We start from the raw sequence: 17,370 nt of genomic DNA, 5'->3' as shown, positions 1-17,370 counted from the left end.
GCATCGCCCACAAAAAACGGTAGCTTTTGCTACAAAAATTAGGAATTCATGGGCGCTGGTGGGCGATCGCCCTAAAACTCAATTCCCGGTTGTGCCTTCACACCCTGCTCCCGAAACGGATGCTTCACCAGCGTCATCTCTGTCACCAAATCCGCCCGGTCAATCAGCGCCTGCGGTGCGCCGCGCCCGGTCAGGATGACATGAGACTCCTCTGGCTTTTGCGCTAGCCCGGCCAGCACGCTATCCACTGCCAGATAGCCCAGCTTTAGCGCAACGTTGACCTCATCAAGCAGCACCAGCTTGACATCGGGATCTTGAATATAGGTCAAGGCAGTCTCCCAAGCTTCGTGCGCTTTTTGAATGTCGCGACCGCGGTCTTGCGTTTCCCAGGTAAAGCCTTCGCCCATTGCGTGAAAGACCAACTGCGGCGGATCGCCCGCTGTCCAGGGGTGCAGCACGGTCTTTTCAGCAGGTTCCCATGCGCCCTTGATGAACTGCACAATGGCGACCCGATGCCCGTGGCCGAGCGATCGCAGCACCATGCCCAGGGCCGCAGTCGTCTTCCCTTTGCCATTGCCCGTGTGGACGATGATGAGGCCTTTTGTGAGCGATCGCTCTGCTAGCCGCTGTTCCTGAACCTCCTTCCGGCGCTGCATCTTGCGGCGATACTGCTCATCACTAAGGCCGGGCGCAGTCGCCTCCTGGTCAAGCTGCTCGGCTTCTTGGTCAGCCTGGGGCGTGAGGGCAAGGTTTTCGGTCATCACCATAGAACCTGAAACGAGAACCTCCCCATGCTATAGCAGAGGCCGCAGGATAGTCACAGGTGGGTCATAGGTTAGCCACAGACTAGAAATTAGCGGATTGTAACGGAGTATCTGTCAGGCATTGATAATTCTACACGCCAGCTTTAACCAGTTCTTAGCCTGACAGTAATCGCTGCTTTAACTCCTGGTGATGTACTTAACATTGGCATGATTTTGAACCTTTCGGCACTGAGAGAACTTTCCCATGAGTCAAGACCCCCACTCCAAATCTCCCCTGCGCGTTTCCCGCCGCTCGTTTCTGGGCTGGAGCGCTGCCGGATTTGGTAGCGCGATTCTGGCATCCTGCACCCAATCGACCACTACTCCGACGGCTTCTCCGGCTGCCAGCCCTGCGGGTGCTTCTCCAGCAGCCAGCCCTGCGGCAGGTGGGCTACCGTTGACTGCGGCCGAAGCGGGTGGGCTAGAGGCCATCATTGAGCGGGCCAAGGCTGAGGGTGAGCTTTCCGTAATCGCCCTACCCGACGACTGGGCAAACTACAAAGAAATGAAGGCTAGCTTCTTGCAGAAGTATCCCTTCATCAAGCTAAATGACCTGAACCCAGATGCAAGCTCTGCTGATGAAATTGAAGCCATCAAGGCTAACCGAGGCAACAGCGGCCCCCAGAACCCTGATGTAATTGACGTGGCCTTCAAGTTTGGCGAAGAAGCAAAACGAGAAGGACTCCTCCAGCCCTATAAAGTGGCAACCTGGGATACGATCCCAGCGGCACTGAAAGATCCCGAAGGCTTCTGGTTTGGGGATTATTACGGCGTGATGTCCTTCGAGGTGAATACCGACGTGGTAAAGACGCTGCCAGAAGACTGGAGCGACCTGCTGAAGCCGGAATATCGGGGGAAGGTGGCGCTGGCGGGCGATCCGCGCAAGTCGGGTCAAGCCATCAACGCCGTGTGGGCAGCTGCGCTGGGCAACGGGGGGTCTCTGGAAGATCCAGGCCCAGGTCTGGAGTTTTTCAAAAAGATGAATGCCGCAGGCAACTTCCTGCCTGTGATCGCCAAGCCTGCAACGATCGCCAAGGGTGAAACCCCGATCGCCCTGCGGTGGGACTACAACGCACTGGCCAACCGCGACGCGACAGGCGGCAATCCCGAAATCGCGGTGATTCTGCCGAAAACAGGACTGCTGGCGGGTGTTTATGTGCAGGCGATTAATGCCTTTGCGCCCCGTCCCTATGCGGCTCGCCTGTGGATGGAGCATCTCTATTCCGACGAAGGGCAGTTGATCTGGCTCAAGGGCTATTCGCGTCCGGTGCGCTTCGACGACCTAAACAAGCGCGACGTGATTCCCGCAGACCTGAAGGCAAAGCTGCCCGATGCTGCGATTTACGAAAAGGCTGCATTTCCCACCGCAGCGCAAATCACTCCCGCCAACGACAAGATCACCAAGAACTGGGATAGCGTGGTCGGCGCGGATGTGAAGTAGGGTTCTGCCGCTCTCTGGCTGCTTGGTTGGTGAGGTTGGCTCAGTCAGGCTATTCGATCGAACCACTTGATCGAACTACCAAGTCAGACCGTGTGCCAAGCTGTGTCGTCAGATAGCGGCTTTTGTTGCATCAATCATGACGCTTGTTCAACCGCTGAAATCAATTCAATCGGCTGCGAAGGGCGATCGCCGCTGGGACTGGCTCGGTCTAGTGCCCTTCTTCGCGTTCGCCTTTGCCTTTTTGATCTTGCCGGCCCTGTCGATCGCCGTTCGCAGCTTTCAGGACAATGCAGGACAGTTTACGCTGCAAAACATTCTGGACTTGCGCCAGCCAAGCATCATGTCCGCCTATGCCGTCAGCATTCGCCTCAGCATTGTGACGGCGCTGATTGGCGGTCTGCTGGGGGCGCTGATGGCCTACGCGGTGACGGCGGGTGGCTTGCCCGAAAAAGTGCGATCGCCCCTGGTCACCTTCTCCGGTGTAGCATCCAACTTCGCAGGGGTTCCCCTGGCCTTTGCCTTCATTGCAACGCTGGGGCGACTGGGCCTGATGACTGGCTGGCTGAAGAATCTTGGGCTAGATCTCTACGCCCAGGGCTTCAACCTCTACACATTTTGGGGATTGATGCTCACCTATCTGTATTTCCAGATTCCGCTGACGGTGCTGATCCTGGTGCCAGCCTTCGACGGGCTGCGGCGGGAATGGCGCGAGGCAGCGGAAAACCTGGGCGCGAGTTCCTGGGACTATTGGCGGCAGGTGGCGCTGCCAATTCTCATGCCGTCGCTGCTGGGCACAATGATTCTGCTGTTTGGCAATGCCTTTGGGGCCCACGCCACGGCCTACGCGCTGACGGGTGGACAGATCAATCTGGTCACCATCCTAATCGACGCGCAGATTCGGGGCGACGCGCTGCAAAATCCGGGTCTGGGCAATGCTCTGGCGCTGGGCATGGTGTTTATTATGGCTGTGTCGATCGCCCTCTATTCCTGGCTACAGCGGCGCACGTCGAGGTGGGTGCGATGAGGAGGAGGGGATGATGGATTCGACCAAGCGGGGCAATTTCTGGGCGTGGCTATGGATGGCGATCGGCACGCTGTATTTCGCCATCCCGCTGCTCGCCACCATTGACTTTTCGCTGCGGGCCCAGCGAGACACCCTCAGCCTCGCCGCCTACAGCAACATCTTCAATGATCCCAAGTTTTTTGAAAGCTTTACCTTTTCAGCGCTGACGGCGCTGGCGGCGATCGCCCTCAGTTGGCTGCTAATCGTTCCCACGGCCTACTGGGTGCAGCTTCGACTCCCCCGGATGCGCCCGGTCATGGAGCTAATCACGCTGCTGCCTTTCGTCGTCCCCGCCGTGGTGCTGGTCTTTGGTCTAATCCGCACCTACAGCACCACGCTACTCAACACGCGCACAGGTGGCTGGATCTTGCTCACCGTCGCCTACGTCGTCCTCTCTTTTCCCTATATGTATCGCGCCGTAGACACCGGGATGCGAGCCATCAACGTGCAGACCCTCACCGAAGCCGCCCAAAGCCTCGGCGCAAGCTGGCCTGCGGTCATCCTGCGCGTCATCTTCCCCAACCTGCGCGTCGCCCTGCTGAACGGAGCCTTCATCACCTTTGCCATCGTGATGGGCGAGTTCACCATCGCCGCCCTGCTGGCCCAGCCCGCCTTCGGCCCCTACATGAACCTGCTCGCCAGCAGCAAAGTCTACGAACCCTCTGCCCTCGCCGTCGTTAGCTTTGCCCTCACCTGGGGCGCAATCGGCATCGTGCAACTGCTGGGCCGCGGCAGCAGCGGACAGTTAGGCGGGCCGCGATAGTCGCAGCCGTGATAATTGCAGCATTGAAAGCAGCATTGAAAACCGAGTCCCAAAAAGAGCGCGATCGCCCCTCTTCATTTTTCCTTCTTCCCTCTTCATTTTTCGTTCTTCCCTCTTCTTTTTTCCCATGCACCTCTCCCTCAACCAACTCTCCAAGTCCTACGGCGGCACAACTCTGGCAGTTCGCGGGGTCGATTTGCAGGTTCAGTCGGGCGAGTTTGTGTCGCTGCTGGGGCCGTCGGGCTGCGGCAAGACGACGATTTTGCGGATGATTGCGGGGTTTGAGAAACCAACCAGCGGCACGATCTTGCTAAACGGGCAGGATATCACGCGGATTCCGGCAAATCGGCGAGACATGGGCATGGTGTTTCAGTCCTACAGCCTGTTTCCCCACATGACGGCGGCGCAGAATGTTGCCTTTGGGCTGGGCCTGCGGAAAATGAACCGGGGAGAGCAGCAGCGGCGCGTGGAGGAAATGCTGGAACTGGTGGGGCTGGGCAGTATGGGCGATCGCTTTCCCCATCAGCTTTCGGGCGGACAGCAGCAGCGGGTGGCCCTGGCGCGGGCGCTGGCCATCTCGCCGCAGGTGTTGCTGCTCGACGAACCCCTGTCGGCGCTGGATGCCAAGGTGCGTGTGCAGCTCCGCAACGAAATTCGCCGGATTCAGCAGCAGTTGGGCATCACCACGCTGTTTGTCACCCATGACCAAGAAGAGGCGCTGTGTGTGAGCGATCGCGTCGTGGTCATGTCCCAGGGGAAAATCGAGCAACTGGGCACACCAGAAGAGATTTACCTCACCCCTAGCACTGCGTTTACAGCCTCCTTCATTGGCGCAATGAACCAGATCCCTGGCTTTTGGGTAGACGGCAAAGTCCGCATCGACACTCACCCCAACACCAGCCTGCCCGACGAGTTTTTGCAGACGCAGCCGACAAACCTACCCGATGGCAGCCGCGTGGTGGTGCTGGTGCGCCCAGAGAGCATCACCGCCCAGCCGCCAGAGCAAACCGCCCCGCCCAATACCAATCTGCTGAGCGGGTTGATCACAGGTCGAACCTTCCTTGGCTCAGCGGTGCGACTGTCGGTGCTGGTGGGCGAGTTTTATTTGAATGTGGACGTGCCGACAGGTCAGGCAGAAGCATTTGCCGCTGGGCAACTGGTGCAGTTGAGCTTCCCGCCAGATCAGTGCCGCGTGCTGACGATCGAAGAAGCGCCTAAGCCTATCCAGCGTTCAGCGGCTTTGAATGTTGAAGATCCGGTGCGCGATTAAAACAGCATCGAGTAGCCGACCGGGTTCCCGTTTCGCTGGGCGAATAAGTCGCTGGGCGAGCAGGTCGCTGGGCGAGCAAAGGGTCAAAGCGTGTGCGCGGTTCGCCAAGACGAGAAAGCTGGAATCGTGAGAGTCAACGCTGAGGATGGCAAATGATGGGAAGCTTCTGAAAGGCTTCAGCGTTGAAAGGTTTAACAGAGATTTAACATTAAGTCCACAGTTCGTTACATTAGGGGATGGTTTAGAGTTATTCTGGTACGCGAATTCTATGCGTTGAGCCAGGGGCTTTAGTTTATGAGTGAACGTTCGCAACCCGCCTCGTCGGAGGAAGCGCTTGCTGGTGTTGCCGATGCTCCCAATCCTGCACAGGCTGCGCCATCGGAGCCGCCGCCCAGCTATGTGAAACTGGCCATGCGGAACATGGTTCGCAAGCGGGGCACGTCGCTCAAGCATTTTGCTTTGACCACTGTGGGACTGTTGGGGCTGCTGGTGGGGCTGGCCTACCTAACGCGGTGAAGGGGCGATGATTCCAGAATTTCCGGGTCGAGCCGATATCCCAGAAGCCTCCGGAGTGGCGCGTTCGGCTGCTGAAGTATGGATTGGAGTCCCTGAAGCCCAGCCTGTTCAGGAAACCTCACAGGAAACCTCACAGGAAATCTCAGTTGAGGTGGACGTGCAGGAGGAGGGGGCGATCGCCTCTCCCATTTCCCAGGACACCTGGATCACTTGGTTCCACACCTGGCTTACGGCACTCGCGCCCGATCTCTCTCCCATTGGCGCGTATGAGCTGAGTCTGCGGCTGACCACCGATGCCGAGATTCACCAGCTCAATGCTCAATACCGCCAGATCGATCGCCCAACGGATGTGCTGTCGTTTTCCGCAACGGAGTCTGGCGTGACGCTGCCTGCCGAGCTGCTTGCCGAAGAACCCTTCCCTCTGGGCGACATCATCATCTCGCTGGATACCGCCGCTGCCCAGGCCCAACAGCGCAACCACACGCTGACCGAAGAACTAGCCTGGCTGGCGACCCACGGACTGCTGCACCTGCTGGGATGGGATCATCCCGACGAGGCCCACCTCCAAAAAATGTTGCAGCAACAAGTTAATCTGCTACAAACTGTTGCACTGGAGGTTCAGTATGATTAACCAGGGAGTCGTGTCTCTTGCCACTGTGTCCATTGCCATTTGGAACTGGGCATCCTGATGATTGGCGAAGTCTGAATGATCGCTATTGCATGATTTCTGAACGATTGACGAAGCGAGACGATGAGCGACCCGCAGGGCTATCGTCGCCGATCTAGCCTCTGACGCTACTTGAGCGCTTTTCTCGACACTAGTCCGATTTTTTATCTGACGTTACTCAGCGATCGCCTACTGGTCAATGCCTAGATTTCTGTCTTATCCCTATTCAAGTCGCAACGGTTCCTATGCCTCAGCCACTCTCCACCGAAAACTTTCAGGTTGTTCCACCGCCCCCCCCGATTCCCTTTCCTAGCAAGCCCAATCGGGAGTTGTCCTGGAAAGTGGCATCCAGCCTGTTTGTTAGCTTTCGATACGCCTGGGCGGGGCTGACCTACGCTTTTTTTACGCAGCGAAATTTTCGGATTCATCTCTTGGTGGGCACGATCGCCATTGGTCTGAGCCTCTGGCTCCAACTGAGCCGGGTCGAAATTGCGATTATCGGTCTCACGAGCGGGCTGGTGCTGACGATGGAACTGCTGAACACCGCGTTAGAGTCTGTCGTTGATCTCACCGTCAAGCAGACTTATCATGAACTCGCCAAAACCGCCAAAGACTGCGCCGCTGGGGCCGTGCTAATTTCGGCGATCGCCGCTCTGTTAGTCGCTGGCTCACTGCTGCTGCCCCCGCTGCTGGCGGTGCTAGGGCTGGTTTAACTGCACACGATCCCCACTTTCCAACCCTTCATTCCTCATGATCCTGGTCATCGACAACTACGACAGCTTTACCTACAACCTGGTGCAATATCTGGGGGAACTGGGGGAAGAACTGCCCGTCGCAGCCGATATCCGGGTCTATCGCAACGACGAGATCACCGTCGAAGAGATTCGGCAATTGCAGCCCGACGGCATCGTCATCTCGCCAGGGCCCGGTCGGCCGGAGGATGCAGGCATCTCGCCGCAGGTGATTGCAGAACTGGGGCCGGAACTGCCGCTGCTGGGCGTGTGCCTGGGGCATCAGGGGATTGGGCAGGTGTTTGGTGGCCAGGTGACTTCGGCAGCAGAGCTAATGCACGGCAAAACGTCCGCCATCGAGCATACGGGCGTGGGCGTGTTTGAGGGCATCCCCAGCCCCATGACGGCGACGCGCTACCACAGCTTGGTGGTGGATCGGGAAACCTGCCCCGACGTGCTAGAAGTCACCGCCTGGGTGGAAGACGGCACGATTATGGGTGTGCGCCATCGAGAATTTCCGCACCTCCAGGGCGTGCAGTTTCATCCCGAAAGCATTCTGACCGACCAAGGCAAACAGCTATTGCGAAACTTTCTGCGGCAGATTCCGCCCCGTCCAGCGGCCGTAGGCTAGGCGCGTGCCGCCAAGCTGTTCTGCCTGTTTCGTCGCCATCCAGTAGAGCCAGGCCTGGCCCAGCGGCTCCCGGTTCAGGTCATACACCGTGGTCAGCGATCGCTCGTATTCGTTTAGCAGCGGCGAGCCGTCGGGATCATAGCCCTCTAGTTCATCCAGCGCCGCCAGCACGCCAAAATCCGCAAAGGACAGCACATAGCCATAAACGGGGTCTTCCCCAGGCGTAAGCGCCGGATATCCCATTGGCAAGTCATAGAGCGTGCCCAGGGCGATCGCCTCTACGCTGGCCACCACTTTGCCCTCACAGTAGCGCGGATAGAAATATTCGCCGGGTTTCAGCGTACCGTAGACAAAAACATGCAGCAGGTCGGGAGAAAGCATTTTGTAAGGAAAAGGGAGAGATGCAGGGTTTATCTAGGGGTTATCTTTAGTTTCCCGCGTTTTGCCCAGGCGGATTAGCCAGCCAGAACTTTTGCGTCAGCAGGGGTTCAAGCTCTGGGGGAAACGGACAATGGGCAGGCAGGGCAACATCAGGATAGTCGTCCTTCACCTATCCAGCAGCATAGCGCCAAGACGCTTCAAAAATCTCGGTGAGATACCCCTTGAGGCTGGGCGAATCTTTGAGCAGCAGTTGGATTTCGCTGCGCTGTTCTTTGATCGTATTTTCCCAACCCCGATAATCCTCTGGAGACTTAACATAAACCCGCTCCAGCAAATGACTCAACAGCACTCGCAGGCGGCTTTCTAGCTCGCGGCGATCGCGCTTGGCCAAGGCCTCAACCTCCTCAATCAAATGCGCCCAGTCCACAGTGCCAAACTCGCCTGCCCGCAGCTTAGCCGCAGTTTCGTCTATCCAGAGGCAAAAATCTTGGTCATAGAGCGTAGCTTTCGCTGGAAACTCCGCCATACCCATCCCCCATCATGCAAACTTCTCCAAAATCCAACCCCTCTTCCCTCTTCGCTCTTCGTTCTTCGTTCTTCGTTCTTCCCTCTTCGTTCTTCCCTCTTCCCTCTTCACTCTTCACTCTCCAAACAACACCTTGCCCTGACGAACCGTGGCCAACACGTCGGCCGGCGTGACGCGAGTAACGATACTGGCAGGAATGTGGCGACTGGCACGGAGGTGCGGTTGGGTAAAATCCAGCACGACAAAATCCGCAGGAAGCCCCTGTTCTAGATAGCCGTAGGTGTCGCCGCCGAGGAGCGATCGCACGTTGGTCGTCACCATTTTCAGAATCGCTCTGGGATCGGGGCGGATGGCATCCCCATACTGGCTCTTGGCGACTTTATAGGTGAAATCCAGTTCGGCAAACAGATTGGGGCTATTGAGCAGGCCGTTGTCCGTGCCCAGCAGCAGATTGGCGTTGCTTTCCAACAATTTAGCGATGGGCGGCAGCGGCAGCCCCAGGTTGGCATTGGCGCGGGGATTCAGGGCAATGTTGACGCGGTGCTGACTCATCAGGGCGATTTCGGCATCGTTGGCGACGGTGGCGTGGATCACCAGATGCGGCTGATACAGATCCAGCGCCCGCTCCAGGTCGCCGCGCCCCGTGACAGCCAGGCTCACCTCCCGATAGCCGTCGTTTTCCAGGCAGTGAATCGCCCGCAGCTTGCCCTGGGCTTCAGTGATTTGGCGGATTTGCACCCAGGCGGCATCGGTGAGGTCGTTCATGGTGCTTTCGGAAAAACCGTCGGCGATCGCCAGCACGGCCGCCAGTTCCGCCAGGGACTCCTCTGGCAACGCCGCCTGATTTTCCTGAAGCTGGGCGGCGGTGAAGGGCAACTCATTAAACTGACCCAGCACCACCGAGCGCACCCCCGTTTCTGCCGAGGCACGACGCAATAGCCCGCTGCCATCGACCCCCTGCTCCCGAAAGTCGATGTGGCCAATGGTGCCCGTGCGGGCCATGTAGCGCAGGTGGGCGGTGATGTGACCCAGGTGTTCGGCTGGGGTTTGTTTCGCTAGCTCGCGATATTTGTAGCCGTGGGGACGAAAGAAGCCCTGCTCCAGCGTCATGCCCGTTGCGCCGTCGGGCAGGCAGGAGTCGCCCATGTGGGTGTGGCTATTGTAAAACGCGGGCACGATGACCTGCGTCCCCCGCTCCAGACTAAGGCAAGGGGTGCCCAGTTCTAGGCGGGTGATGGTGTCGGCGGAGACGGTGAGGCGATCGCACCAGTGCGGCTCTAGCTCTGGGCCATGCAGCACAACGCAGTCAGTGAATTCCAGCATCGGCAGCGGGTTGGGGTGGGATAGGACAGACGTGACGTGACATTCAATAGCGAGATGTGGCGATTCTAATCCCACGCGATGGAAAATTGTCGTAGAACATTCACAATTTGCTGATTACTGTCCAGTCCTCTTTCTAGTCTGATTAGCCCATCCTGCACAGGGCAGCCCCTCCGCCCCACCCCAACATCCAAAATCCAAAATCCAAACCCCCTCCCCAACCCCATTCACCTCTCCCTGCAACCCTCCGTGAGCTATTGCCTCAACCCGAACTGTGCCAATCCCCGCAATGTGGGCGATCGCCGCTTTTGCCAGAGTTGCGGGATGGAACTGGTGCTGGGCGATCGCTATCGGGCGCTGGAACCGCTGGGGGCGGGCGGGTTTGGGCGGACGTTTTTGGCGGTGGATGAATATCTGCCCTCGCGGCCGCGCTGCGTCATCAAGCAGCTTTTTCCGCCCAAGCCGGGGACGCGCCACGCCGCCAAAGCGGAGGAATTGTTTCAGCGGGAGGCCGAGCGGCTCGACGAACTGGGGCAGCACCCGCAAATTCCCAAACTGCTGGCGCACTTTATTCATAACGGCTACCCGTATCTGATCCAGACCTATGTAGACGGACATCCGCTGACGCGAGAACTGCTGCAAGCGGGCGCGTTTGACGAAGACCAGATCCGGCATCTGCTGCGGGGTCTGCTGCCCGTGGTGCAGTTTGTCCACGATCATCAGGTGATCCACCGCGACATTAAACCCGACAATATTATTCGCGATCGCCACACGGAAACGCTGACCCTAGTGGACTTTGGCGCATCGAAAATGACAACGGCTTCCAGCCTCAGCAAAACAGGGACAGTCATCGGCAGTGCGGGCTATTCTGCACCGGAACAAGTCGCAGGCAAAGCCACCTTCGCCAGCGACCTCTATAGCCTCGGAGTTACCTGCATTCACCTGATGACCGAGGTGCCGCCCATCGACCTGTACTGCTTTGTCGAAGGGCGCTGGCTGTGGCGCGACCACCTGATGCAATCCGTCAGCGATGACCTGGCTCTGGTGATAGACCGGATGATCGAGCCGGCCATTAGCCGCCGATACGCCGCCGCCAGCGCCGTCTTGCACGATCTGGAACCCGCGCAGGTGTCTTTCGCCCTGCCCTATCGTCCGTCTGCGCCGATGATCCCCGCCGCTACGGTTCTGCCCCAGCGATCGCCCTGGCGCTGTATGCGGACGCTGTGTGAGCATAAACAGGCCGTGGCGGCGATCGCCCTCAACCCGCGCAATCAGCAGTTTGCCAGCGCCAGCTTCGACGGCTCGATTCGGCTGTGGGACGTGAAAACCGACAAATCTACCGGCATTCTGCTGGGGCATACGGAACCGGTGGTGTCGCTGGCGTTTAGCCCCGACGGGCAGCGGCTCATCAGCGGCAGCCTGGATGATACGCTGCGGGTGTGGAATCCGGAAAACGGCGAACTGCTGCGGACGCTAAACGACCCGTCGGATTCGATCGTGTCGCTGGCGGTGGCGGTCAGTCCCGATGGGCAAACGGTAGTCAGCGGCAGCGACCAGCACACCATTCGGCTGTGGCACTTGGCGACGGGACGGCTCGTCCGCACGCTAGAAGAACCCCGTGCAGTCACCTGTGTCGCCATTAGCCCCGACGGTCGCCTGCTGGCCAGCGGCAGCAGCGGCAACACGATTCGCCTGTGGAACCTGTACACGGGGGAACTTCTGAAAACGCTGGAAGGGCACAGCCGCGATGTGAATGCGATCGCCTTTAGTGCAGATGGGTCGATCTTGGTCAGCGCCAGCAGCGACCACAGCATCCGCCTGTGGAACTTTGAGACGCGCAAGGTGCAGATGCTCAACGGACACCACGACTGGGTAAAGGCGATCGCCCTCAGCCCCGACGGAACCCTCCTCGCCAGCGGCAGCAGCGACCACATGGTAAAGCTGTGGAGCCTGCCCGACGGCAAACTCTGCCACACGCTGGCGGGGCATACCCGCGAAGTGAATGCGATCGCCTTTACGACCGATAGCCAGATTTTGATTTCGGGAAGCCGCGATCGCACGATTAAGCTCTGGCGACGTTAGGATCTGCGATCCTTTGGACGCGGGTGTGTGATTGAGGCGACTGGCGAGCCAAACAGCCTTGGGGGGATATCCCCCAACCCCCCTTTTGCAGGGGACGAAGCGTCCCCCGCACCCCCTCCTAAGGGCTTGTCGGTGAGAGTGAGAGGTTGCTTCGCATTGCAGGGGTAATAAGGGCGATCGCGCAGCGTCTTCCTGAGAGAATCACGCAGCGTTCTTTTCGCAGGCTTTTCCAGAACAACTCTGCCCAGAGCCGTCTGGCAATATGCCGACCGAATTGCAGACGGACAAAATGTTAACGGACACCGCCGATACCGAGGTCGGAGGGGGTTTGGGGGACGCGCTTCGTCCCCCAAGCAGGGGGTTTGGGGGAAGGCTTCCCCCAAGGATTGCTGGTTCGCCAGTCGTTTCAACCCATCCAACAATCAACCAAATGGGCAAAAACGGGCGATCGCCCTACTCATGCACCCAGGGCATGATCGTCGGAGTCCAGTTCACCAGTTCCTCCGGCTTAAACCAGAGGCCGATTTCATACTCCGCCGTTTCTGGCGCATCGGAACCGTGGATGATATTGCGGCCAATGTTTGCACCCAGGTCGCCGCGAATCGTGCCCGGTTCGGCATTCAGCGGGTTGGTTGCGCCGATCAGCTTGCGGGCCGAGGCAATCACGCCGTCACCTTCCCACACCATCGCCACCACCGGCCCCGAAGTGATAAAGTCCACCAGACCCGCGAAAAAGGGGCGCTCCTTGTGAACCGCGTAGTGCTGCTCCGCCAGTTCGCGGCTGGGCTGCAAAAACTTCAGCCCCACCAGGGTAAAGCCTTTCGTCTCAAAGCGGCGGATGATTTCGCCGGCCAGCCCGCGCTGCACGCCATCGGGTTTGATTGCGATAAAGGTGCGTTCCACAATAGTTACTCCAAATACTCCAAATAACTCCTAACTGCATTCCGAGCGGGGGGTTCCAATCAGGACATTCCAACTGGGAAATTCCAAGCAGGGAATTCCAGGTAGGGAATTCCAGGCAGAACCCTTGCAAGCCTTCTCTATGCGCCTTCTCTATGCTCAGAAAAAGATGGCCTTTTGTAAAGAGTCGGGGGCGATGGTCATCGGGGCTTCCTCTCAAGACTTAATCGAAGCTTAACCAAAGCCTTGCGCGACAAAGGATACAGAGCTTTCTCAGGGAAATACGCTAGACTTAAGCTGAGCTTAAGAAATGCAGACCTGGATGGGGTGTCGTGCGTCGTGCGACACCCCAAACTGTTGGAAAAAACTGGAAAAACCTGGGACACTGCTTTTGCGGCTCACTGCTTGTGATTTAGCTCATGTTCTAGAGGAAAAACTTGATGGAAGTAAAACCCAAACTCTTTGCCAGCGATGTGGAAGAACCCGGAGGGGGAAAGCTCGCAGAAACGCCGCGAGACCGACGTATCACCAAGCTGCCGACTCCAGAGACGGGGCGTGTGAAGTCGGGCTGGACGATTGAAGACAGCGAGGAACTGTACCGCATCAAGGGCTGGGGCGATCCGTATTTTTCGATCAACGCGGCAGGACACGTCACCGTCTCTCCGCAGGGCGATCGCGGCGGTTCGCTAGATCTATACGAATTAGTGCGAGCGCTGAAGCAGCGAAATTTGGGACTGCCGCTGCTGATTCGCTTTTCAGATATTTTGGAAGACCGGATTCAGCGGCTCAATGCTGCCTTTGCCAAGGCGATCGCCCGCTACAACTACCAAGGCGTTTATCGCGGCGTGTTTCCGGTGAAATGCAACCAACAGCGGCATCTGATCGAAGACCTGGTGCGTTTCGGCAAGCCCTACCAGTTTGGGCTAGAGGCGGGGTCAAAGCCAGAACTGATGATTGCCCTGGCGCTGCTCGACACGCCGGGGTCGCTGCTGATCTGCAACGGCTATAAAGATCAGGAATATATCGAAACGGCAATCCTGGCAAAGCAGTTGGGCAAGACGGTGATCGTCGTGCTGGAGCAGGTGGAAGAAGTAGACCTGGTGATTGCCGAGAGCCGCAAGCTGGGAATCATGCCGATTGTGGGCGTGCGGGCCAAGCTGAGCGCCAAGGGCATCGGGCGCTGGGGCGGATCGGCGGGCGATCGCGCTAAGTTCGGCCTCACTGTGCCTGAAATCATCCAGGCCGTAGAAAAGCTCCGCGCCGCCGACATGCTGAGTTGTTTGCAGCTATTGCACTATCACATCGGCTCCCAAATTCCTGCCATCAATGTAATCAAAGACGCAATTCGGGAAGCCAGCCAGATTTTTGTAGAACTGGCGCAACTGGGCGCGAATATGCGCTATCTGGACGTAGGCGGCGGACTGGGCGTAGACTACGACGGCTCCAAGACCAACTTCTACGCCTCCAAAAACTACAATATGCAGAACTACGCCTACGACGTGGTGGCAGAGGTGAAGGAAGCCTGCGAAGAACGCGACGTACCCATGCCCACGCTGATTAGCGAAAGCGGCCGGGCGATCGCCTCCCATCAGTCCGTTCTCGTGTTCGACGTGCTGGGCACCAGCGATGTCATCGCCGAGGAACCCGAACCCACCACCGACGACGACCATCTGATTCTGCGAAACCTCTACGAAACCTGGCAGTCCATCAGCGCCGACACGTATCAAGAGGCCTATCACGACGCGACCCAGTTCAAAGACGAAGCCATCAGCCTGTTTGGGTTTGGCTATCTCAGCCTGGTAGAGCGATCGCGGGCCGAGCGGCTCTACTGGGCTTGCTGCGCCAAGATTCTGGAAATCGCCCGCCAGCAGGACTATGTGCCCGACGATCTGGAAGACCTGGAAAAGATCATGGCATCGATCTACTACGTCAACCTGTCCGTCTTCCAATCCGCCCCTGATAGCTGGGCCATCGACCAGTTGTTCCCCATCATGCCGATCCACCGCCTCGACGAGGAACCCACCTGCCGGGGCACACTGGCCGACCTCACCTGCGACAGCGACGGCAAAATTGACCAATTCATCGACCTGCGCGATGTCAAGTCAGTGCTGGAACTGCATCCCCTGGTCAGGGGGCAGGGATCAGACGCGAATTCTGAACTCCAGACAACGGAGCCGTATTATCTGGGGCTATTTCTAGGGGGCGCGTATCAGGAAATCATGGGCAACCTGCACAACCTGTTTGGCGACACGAATACAGTACATATCCAGCTCACGCCCAAGGGCTACCAAATCGAACACGTCGTCAAGGGCGACACCATGACCGAGGTGCTGGGCTATGTGCAATACGACTCGGAAGACCTGATCGAGAGCATCCGCCGCCAGAGCGAAGCCGCCCTGCAAGAGCGACGCATCACCCTGCAAGAAGCGCAACTGCTATTGCAAAACTACGAGCGATCGCTCAGTCGGTATACGTACTTGACCTCGTAGGGAAGGAGGAAAAGGGAAGAACGAAGAGCGAAGAACGAAGAGCGAAGAACGAAGAGGTTCCGTTTTTCGTTCTTCATTTTTCGTTCTTCATTTCTTCCGTTCCTCCCCCACTGCCTCGATCTGCCGCGCCACGGTCCACGCGCTGTAGCTCACGCCCGCTGTGCCCTCGCCGGGATGGGTCGAGTCGCCCACCAGCCACAGGCGAGGAATCGGCGTGCGGTTGGCAAAGCCGAAGGGGCCGAAGGTGGAGACGCGCTGGCCGATGCCGCCGACCATGCCGCGATCGCGCGCGGTGTAGTAGGCAAAGGTGCGGGGTGTGGCGGCTTCGGTATGCACTATCGTCTCAGGTGTCAGGTGGAAGAACTGCCCCAGGCGGGCGATCGCCGTTTCGGTGTAGTGCTGCTTCAGCGCGGCGTAGCGGTCGTCGTCGCCCTGCCAGATGCGCGGGTCAGTAAAAGACGACGCGATCACCGTGGCGCAGCCGTCTGGGGCGCGGCCGTCGTTGGGATGGCTGACGGAAACAAACAGGGAATTATTCTCGGCGATGGGCCCGTCAAAGTCGTAGAGAAATTGCAGGTGCGGCGGGCAGTCGGCCGGAATCGCGTCCTGCTTCACCCCTAGATACACCACGAACGCGCCGGAGCCGTCGGGCAGCTTGTCTACGCGCTGGCGATAACCCGTTGGCGCGGCCTCGCCCAACAGTTTCACCAGATTTTGCACCGTTACGTTGGCGACGACGTGATCGGCGGGTTCTGTCCAGGTTTCGCCTGTTTTGGAGTTGCAAACGCGCACGCCGACGGCGCGACCCTGTTCCGTGAGGATGCCGTCTACCGAGTGGCGCAGATGCAGCGTACCGCCGTCACGTTCCAGGGCTTCCACCAGGCGATCGCTCAGGGCCTGCATACTGCCTTGGAGGTGAAACAAGCCCTGGGGCGATTGCGACACCGCCAGCGCCGTGGCCGCGTAGAGCAGCGCCGTTTCTTCTGCATCCACCTGGGAATAGAGCTTCAGCTGCAAGTCTAGAAACCGCCGCAGCCGATGATCCTGCCCCAGCCCATACCAGCGCAACACCTGCCCCACCGTGGAAAACGTATGCGGCAGCGTGGTCAGCGTTCCCGGCCGCACTGCTTGCACCAGTTGCCAAACATCCCACCCATTGCGCGGCGGCAGCACCGGATCTCGGCTCTGAAACGCCCAGCTTGCCTGAAACAAGTCCTTGAGCAATTGCCAGAAGGGTTCGCTGCCTGGAAACTGGCGCTGCCGTTCCTGCTGCCAGCGCTGCGGATCGCGCCACACGCAGATCGGCTCTGCTTCTCCTGGCAGATAGACGGCGCAGGCGGGGTCGCAGGGCGTGGCGGCGGGTGGGTCAATGCCCAATTCTGAGAAAATGCGGTGGTGAATGCCGCCCGGTTCCAGCCCGGCCACCTGGGTTGCGCCCACGTCGAAGGTAAAGCCGCGCCGCCGAAACGTAGAGGCACAGCCCCCCGGCGCGATCGCCTGCTCAAACACCCGCACCCCATAGCCCCGCCGCGCCAGCAGCGCCGCCACCGTCAGCCCGCCGATGCCCGCCCCGATTACGACTACGCGAGGAGTGATTACCCGATGAGCCATGCGCCCTACTCCAACTGGCGATCGCCAGCCCTGTGATACTTGCATTACATTTCTTAACAATTCTCATTTTAACGTTTAACCGGATGCGGGCGATCGCGCTATAAAAGTCAAGATTGTGTTCGATGTTCAGGTTAAGGTAAGGTTAATGATCATTTAAGCCAGATTTCTCAACATTG

At 58.6% G+C, this 17,370-nt stretch carries 16 protein-coding genes; 10 read left to right on the top strand and 6 right to left on the bottom strand.

What is annotated here, in order from left to right:
* Positions 1-71 precede the first annotated feature (71 nt).
* Entirely contained in the window at positions 72-761 is a 690-nt protein-coding gene (gene cobO / locus HNI00_RS09790) for a cob(I)yrinic acid a,c-diamide adenosyltransferase (RefSeq protein WP_316792851.1), read from the bottom strand.
* A 334-nt stretch (positions 762-1,095) separates the two neighbouring features.
* On the opposite strand from cobO, the gene HNI00_RS09785 reads away from it, so the two are divergent.
* The 8 genes from HNI00_RS09785 (at position 1,096) to HNI00_RS09750 (ending at position 7,885) form a co-directional block, all read left to right on the top strand.
* Complete coding sequence (locus HNI00_RS09785) at positions 1,096-2,244, top strand: ABC transporter substrate-binding protein (protein WP_420156343.1); 1,149 nt, start codon at positions 1,096-1,098, stop codon at positions 2,242-2,244.
* A gap of 136 nt (positions 2,245-2,380) precedes the next feature.
* Positions 2,381-3,268, top strand: coding sequence for an ABC transporter permease (locus HNI00_RS09780; RefSeq protein WP_316792848.1), 888 nt, complete (start codon positions 2,381-2,383; stop codon positions 3,266-3,268).
* A 10-nt stretch (positions 3,269-3,278) separates the two neighbouring features.
* Positions 3,279-4,070: an ABC transporter permease gene (locus HNI00_RS09775; protein ID WP_316792847.1), complete on the top strand. Its 792-nt coding sequence runs from the start codon at positions 3,279-3,281 to the stop codon at positions 4,068-4,070.
* Between the two features lie 127 nt (positions 4,071-4,197).
* A complete protein-coding gene (locus HNI00_RS09770; protein WP_316792846.1) occupies positions 4,198-5,340 on the top strand; it encodes an ABC transporter ATP-binding protein in 1,143 nt (380 codons plus the stop codon).
* Between the two features lie 294 nt (positions 5,341-5,634).
* Positions 5,635-5,856, top strand: coding sequence for a DUF3285 domain-containing protein (locus HNI00_RS09765; RefSeq protein ID WP_172354119.1), 222 nt, complete (start codon positions 5,635-5,637; stop codon positions 5,854-5,856).
* A gap of 7 nt (positions 5,857-5,863) precedes the next feature.
* Complete coding sequence (ybeY, locus tag HNI00_RS09760) at positions 5,864-6,487, top strand: rRNA maturation RNase YbeY (protein ID WP_316792844.1); 624 nt, start codon at positions 5,864-5,866, stop codon at positions 6,485-6,487.
* Positions 6,488-6,768: 281 nt separating this feature from the next.
* Positions 6,769-7,236, top strand: a complete 468-nt coding sequence (locus tag HNI00_RS09755; protein WP_297077456.1) for a diacylglycerol kinase family protein — start codon at positions 6,769-6,771, stop codon at positions 7,234-7,236.
* A 37-nt stretch (positions 7,237-7,273) separates the two neighbouring features.
* The gene (locus HNI00_RS09750; RefSeq protein ID WP_297077454.1) at positions 7,274-7,885 is read left to right on the top strand and encodes an anthranilate synthase component II; all 612 of its coding nucleotides are present in this window, start codon (positions 7,274-7,276) and stop codon (positions 7,883-7,885) included.
* Here the strand turns inward: HNI00_RS09750 and HNI00_RS09745 are convergent.
* From HNI00_RS09745 to HNI00_RS09735, 3 genes are all read right to left on the bottom strand, one after another.
* Positions 7,832-8,266, bottom strand: coding sequence for a gamma-glutamylcyclotransferase family protein (locus HNI00_RS09745; protein WP_316792841.1), 435 nt, complete (start codon positions 8,264-8,266; stop codon positions 7,832-7,834). The two genes, HNI00_RS09750 and HNI00_RS09745, sit on opposite strands and share 54 nt — an antisense overlap.
* Positions 8,267-8,435: 169 nt before the next feature.
* A complete protein-coding gene (locus tag HNI00_RS09740; RefSeq protein ID WP_316792839.1) occupies positions 8,436-8,792 on the bottom strand; it encodes a DUF29 domain-containing protein in 357 nt (118 codons plus the stop codon).
* Between the two features lie 114 nt (positions 8,793-8,906).
* Positions 8,907-10,115 carry an amidohydrolase family protein gene (locus HNI00_RS09735; protein ID WP_316792838.1) on the bottom strand — a complete coding sequence of 403 codons (1,209 nt, stop codon included), beginning with the start codon at positions 10,113-10,115 and terminating at the stop codon, positions 8,907-8,909.
* Positions 10,116-10,361: 246 nt separating this feature from the next.
* On the opposite strand from HNI00_RS09735, the gene HNI00_RS09730 reads away from it, so the two are divergent.
* Entirely contained in the window at positions 10,362-12,194 is a 1,833-nt protein-coding gene (locus tag HNI00_RS09730) for a protein kinase domain-containing protein (protein ID WP_316792836.1), read from the top strand.
* A gap of 453 nt (positions 12,195-12,647) precedes the next feature.
* Here the strand turns inward: HNI00_RS09730 and ndk are convergent, their stop codons facing one another.
* Positions 12,648-13,097, bottom strand: a complete 450-nt coding sequence (gene ndk, locus HNI00_RS09725; protein ID WP_172354111.1) for a nucleoside-diphosphate kinase — start codon at positions 13,095-13,097, stop codon at positions 12,648-12,650.
* A 437-nt stretch (positions 13,098-13,534) separates the two neighbouring features.
* Between ndk and speA the strand changes: the two genes are divergently transcribed.
* Positions 13,535-15,583: a biosynthetic arginine decarboxylase gene (gene speA, locus HNI00_RS09720; protein WP_316792834.1), complete on the top strand. Its 2,049-nt coding sequence runs from the start codon at positions 13,535-13,537 to the stop codon at positions 15,581-15,583.
* An 87-nt stretch (positions 15,584-15,670) separates the two neighbouring features.
* On the opposite strand, the gene crtD is transcribed toward speA, so the two are convergent.
* Positions 15,671-17,194: a C-3',4' desaturase CrtD gene (gene crtD, locus HNI00_RS09715; protein WP_420156342.1), complete on the bottom strand. Its 1,524-nt coding sequence runs from the start codon at positions 17,192-17,194 to the stop codon at positions 15,671-15,673.
* Positions 17,195-17,370: the final 176 nt, after the last annotated feature.

Source organism: Thermoleptolyngbya oregonensis NK1-22 (assembly GCF_032705245.1).
Classification (GTDB): Bacteria; Cyanobacteriota; Cyanobacteriia; order Elainellales; family Elainellaceae; genus Thermoleptolyngbya; species Thermoleptolyngbya sichuanensis.
This window is presented reverse-complemented; position numbering and strand designations above follow the sequence as displayed.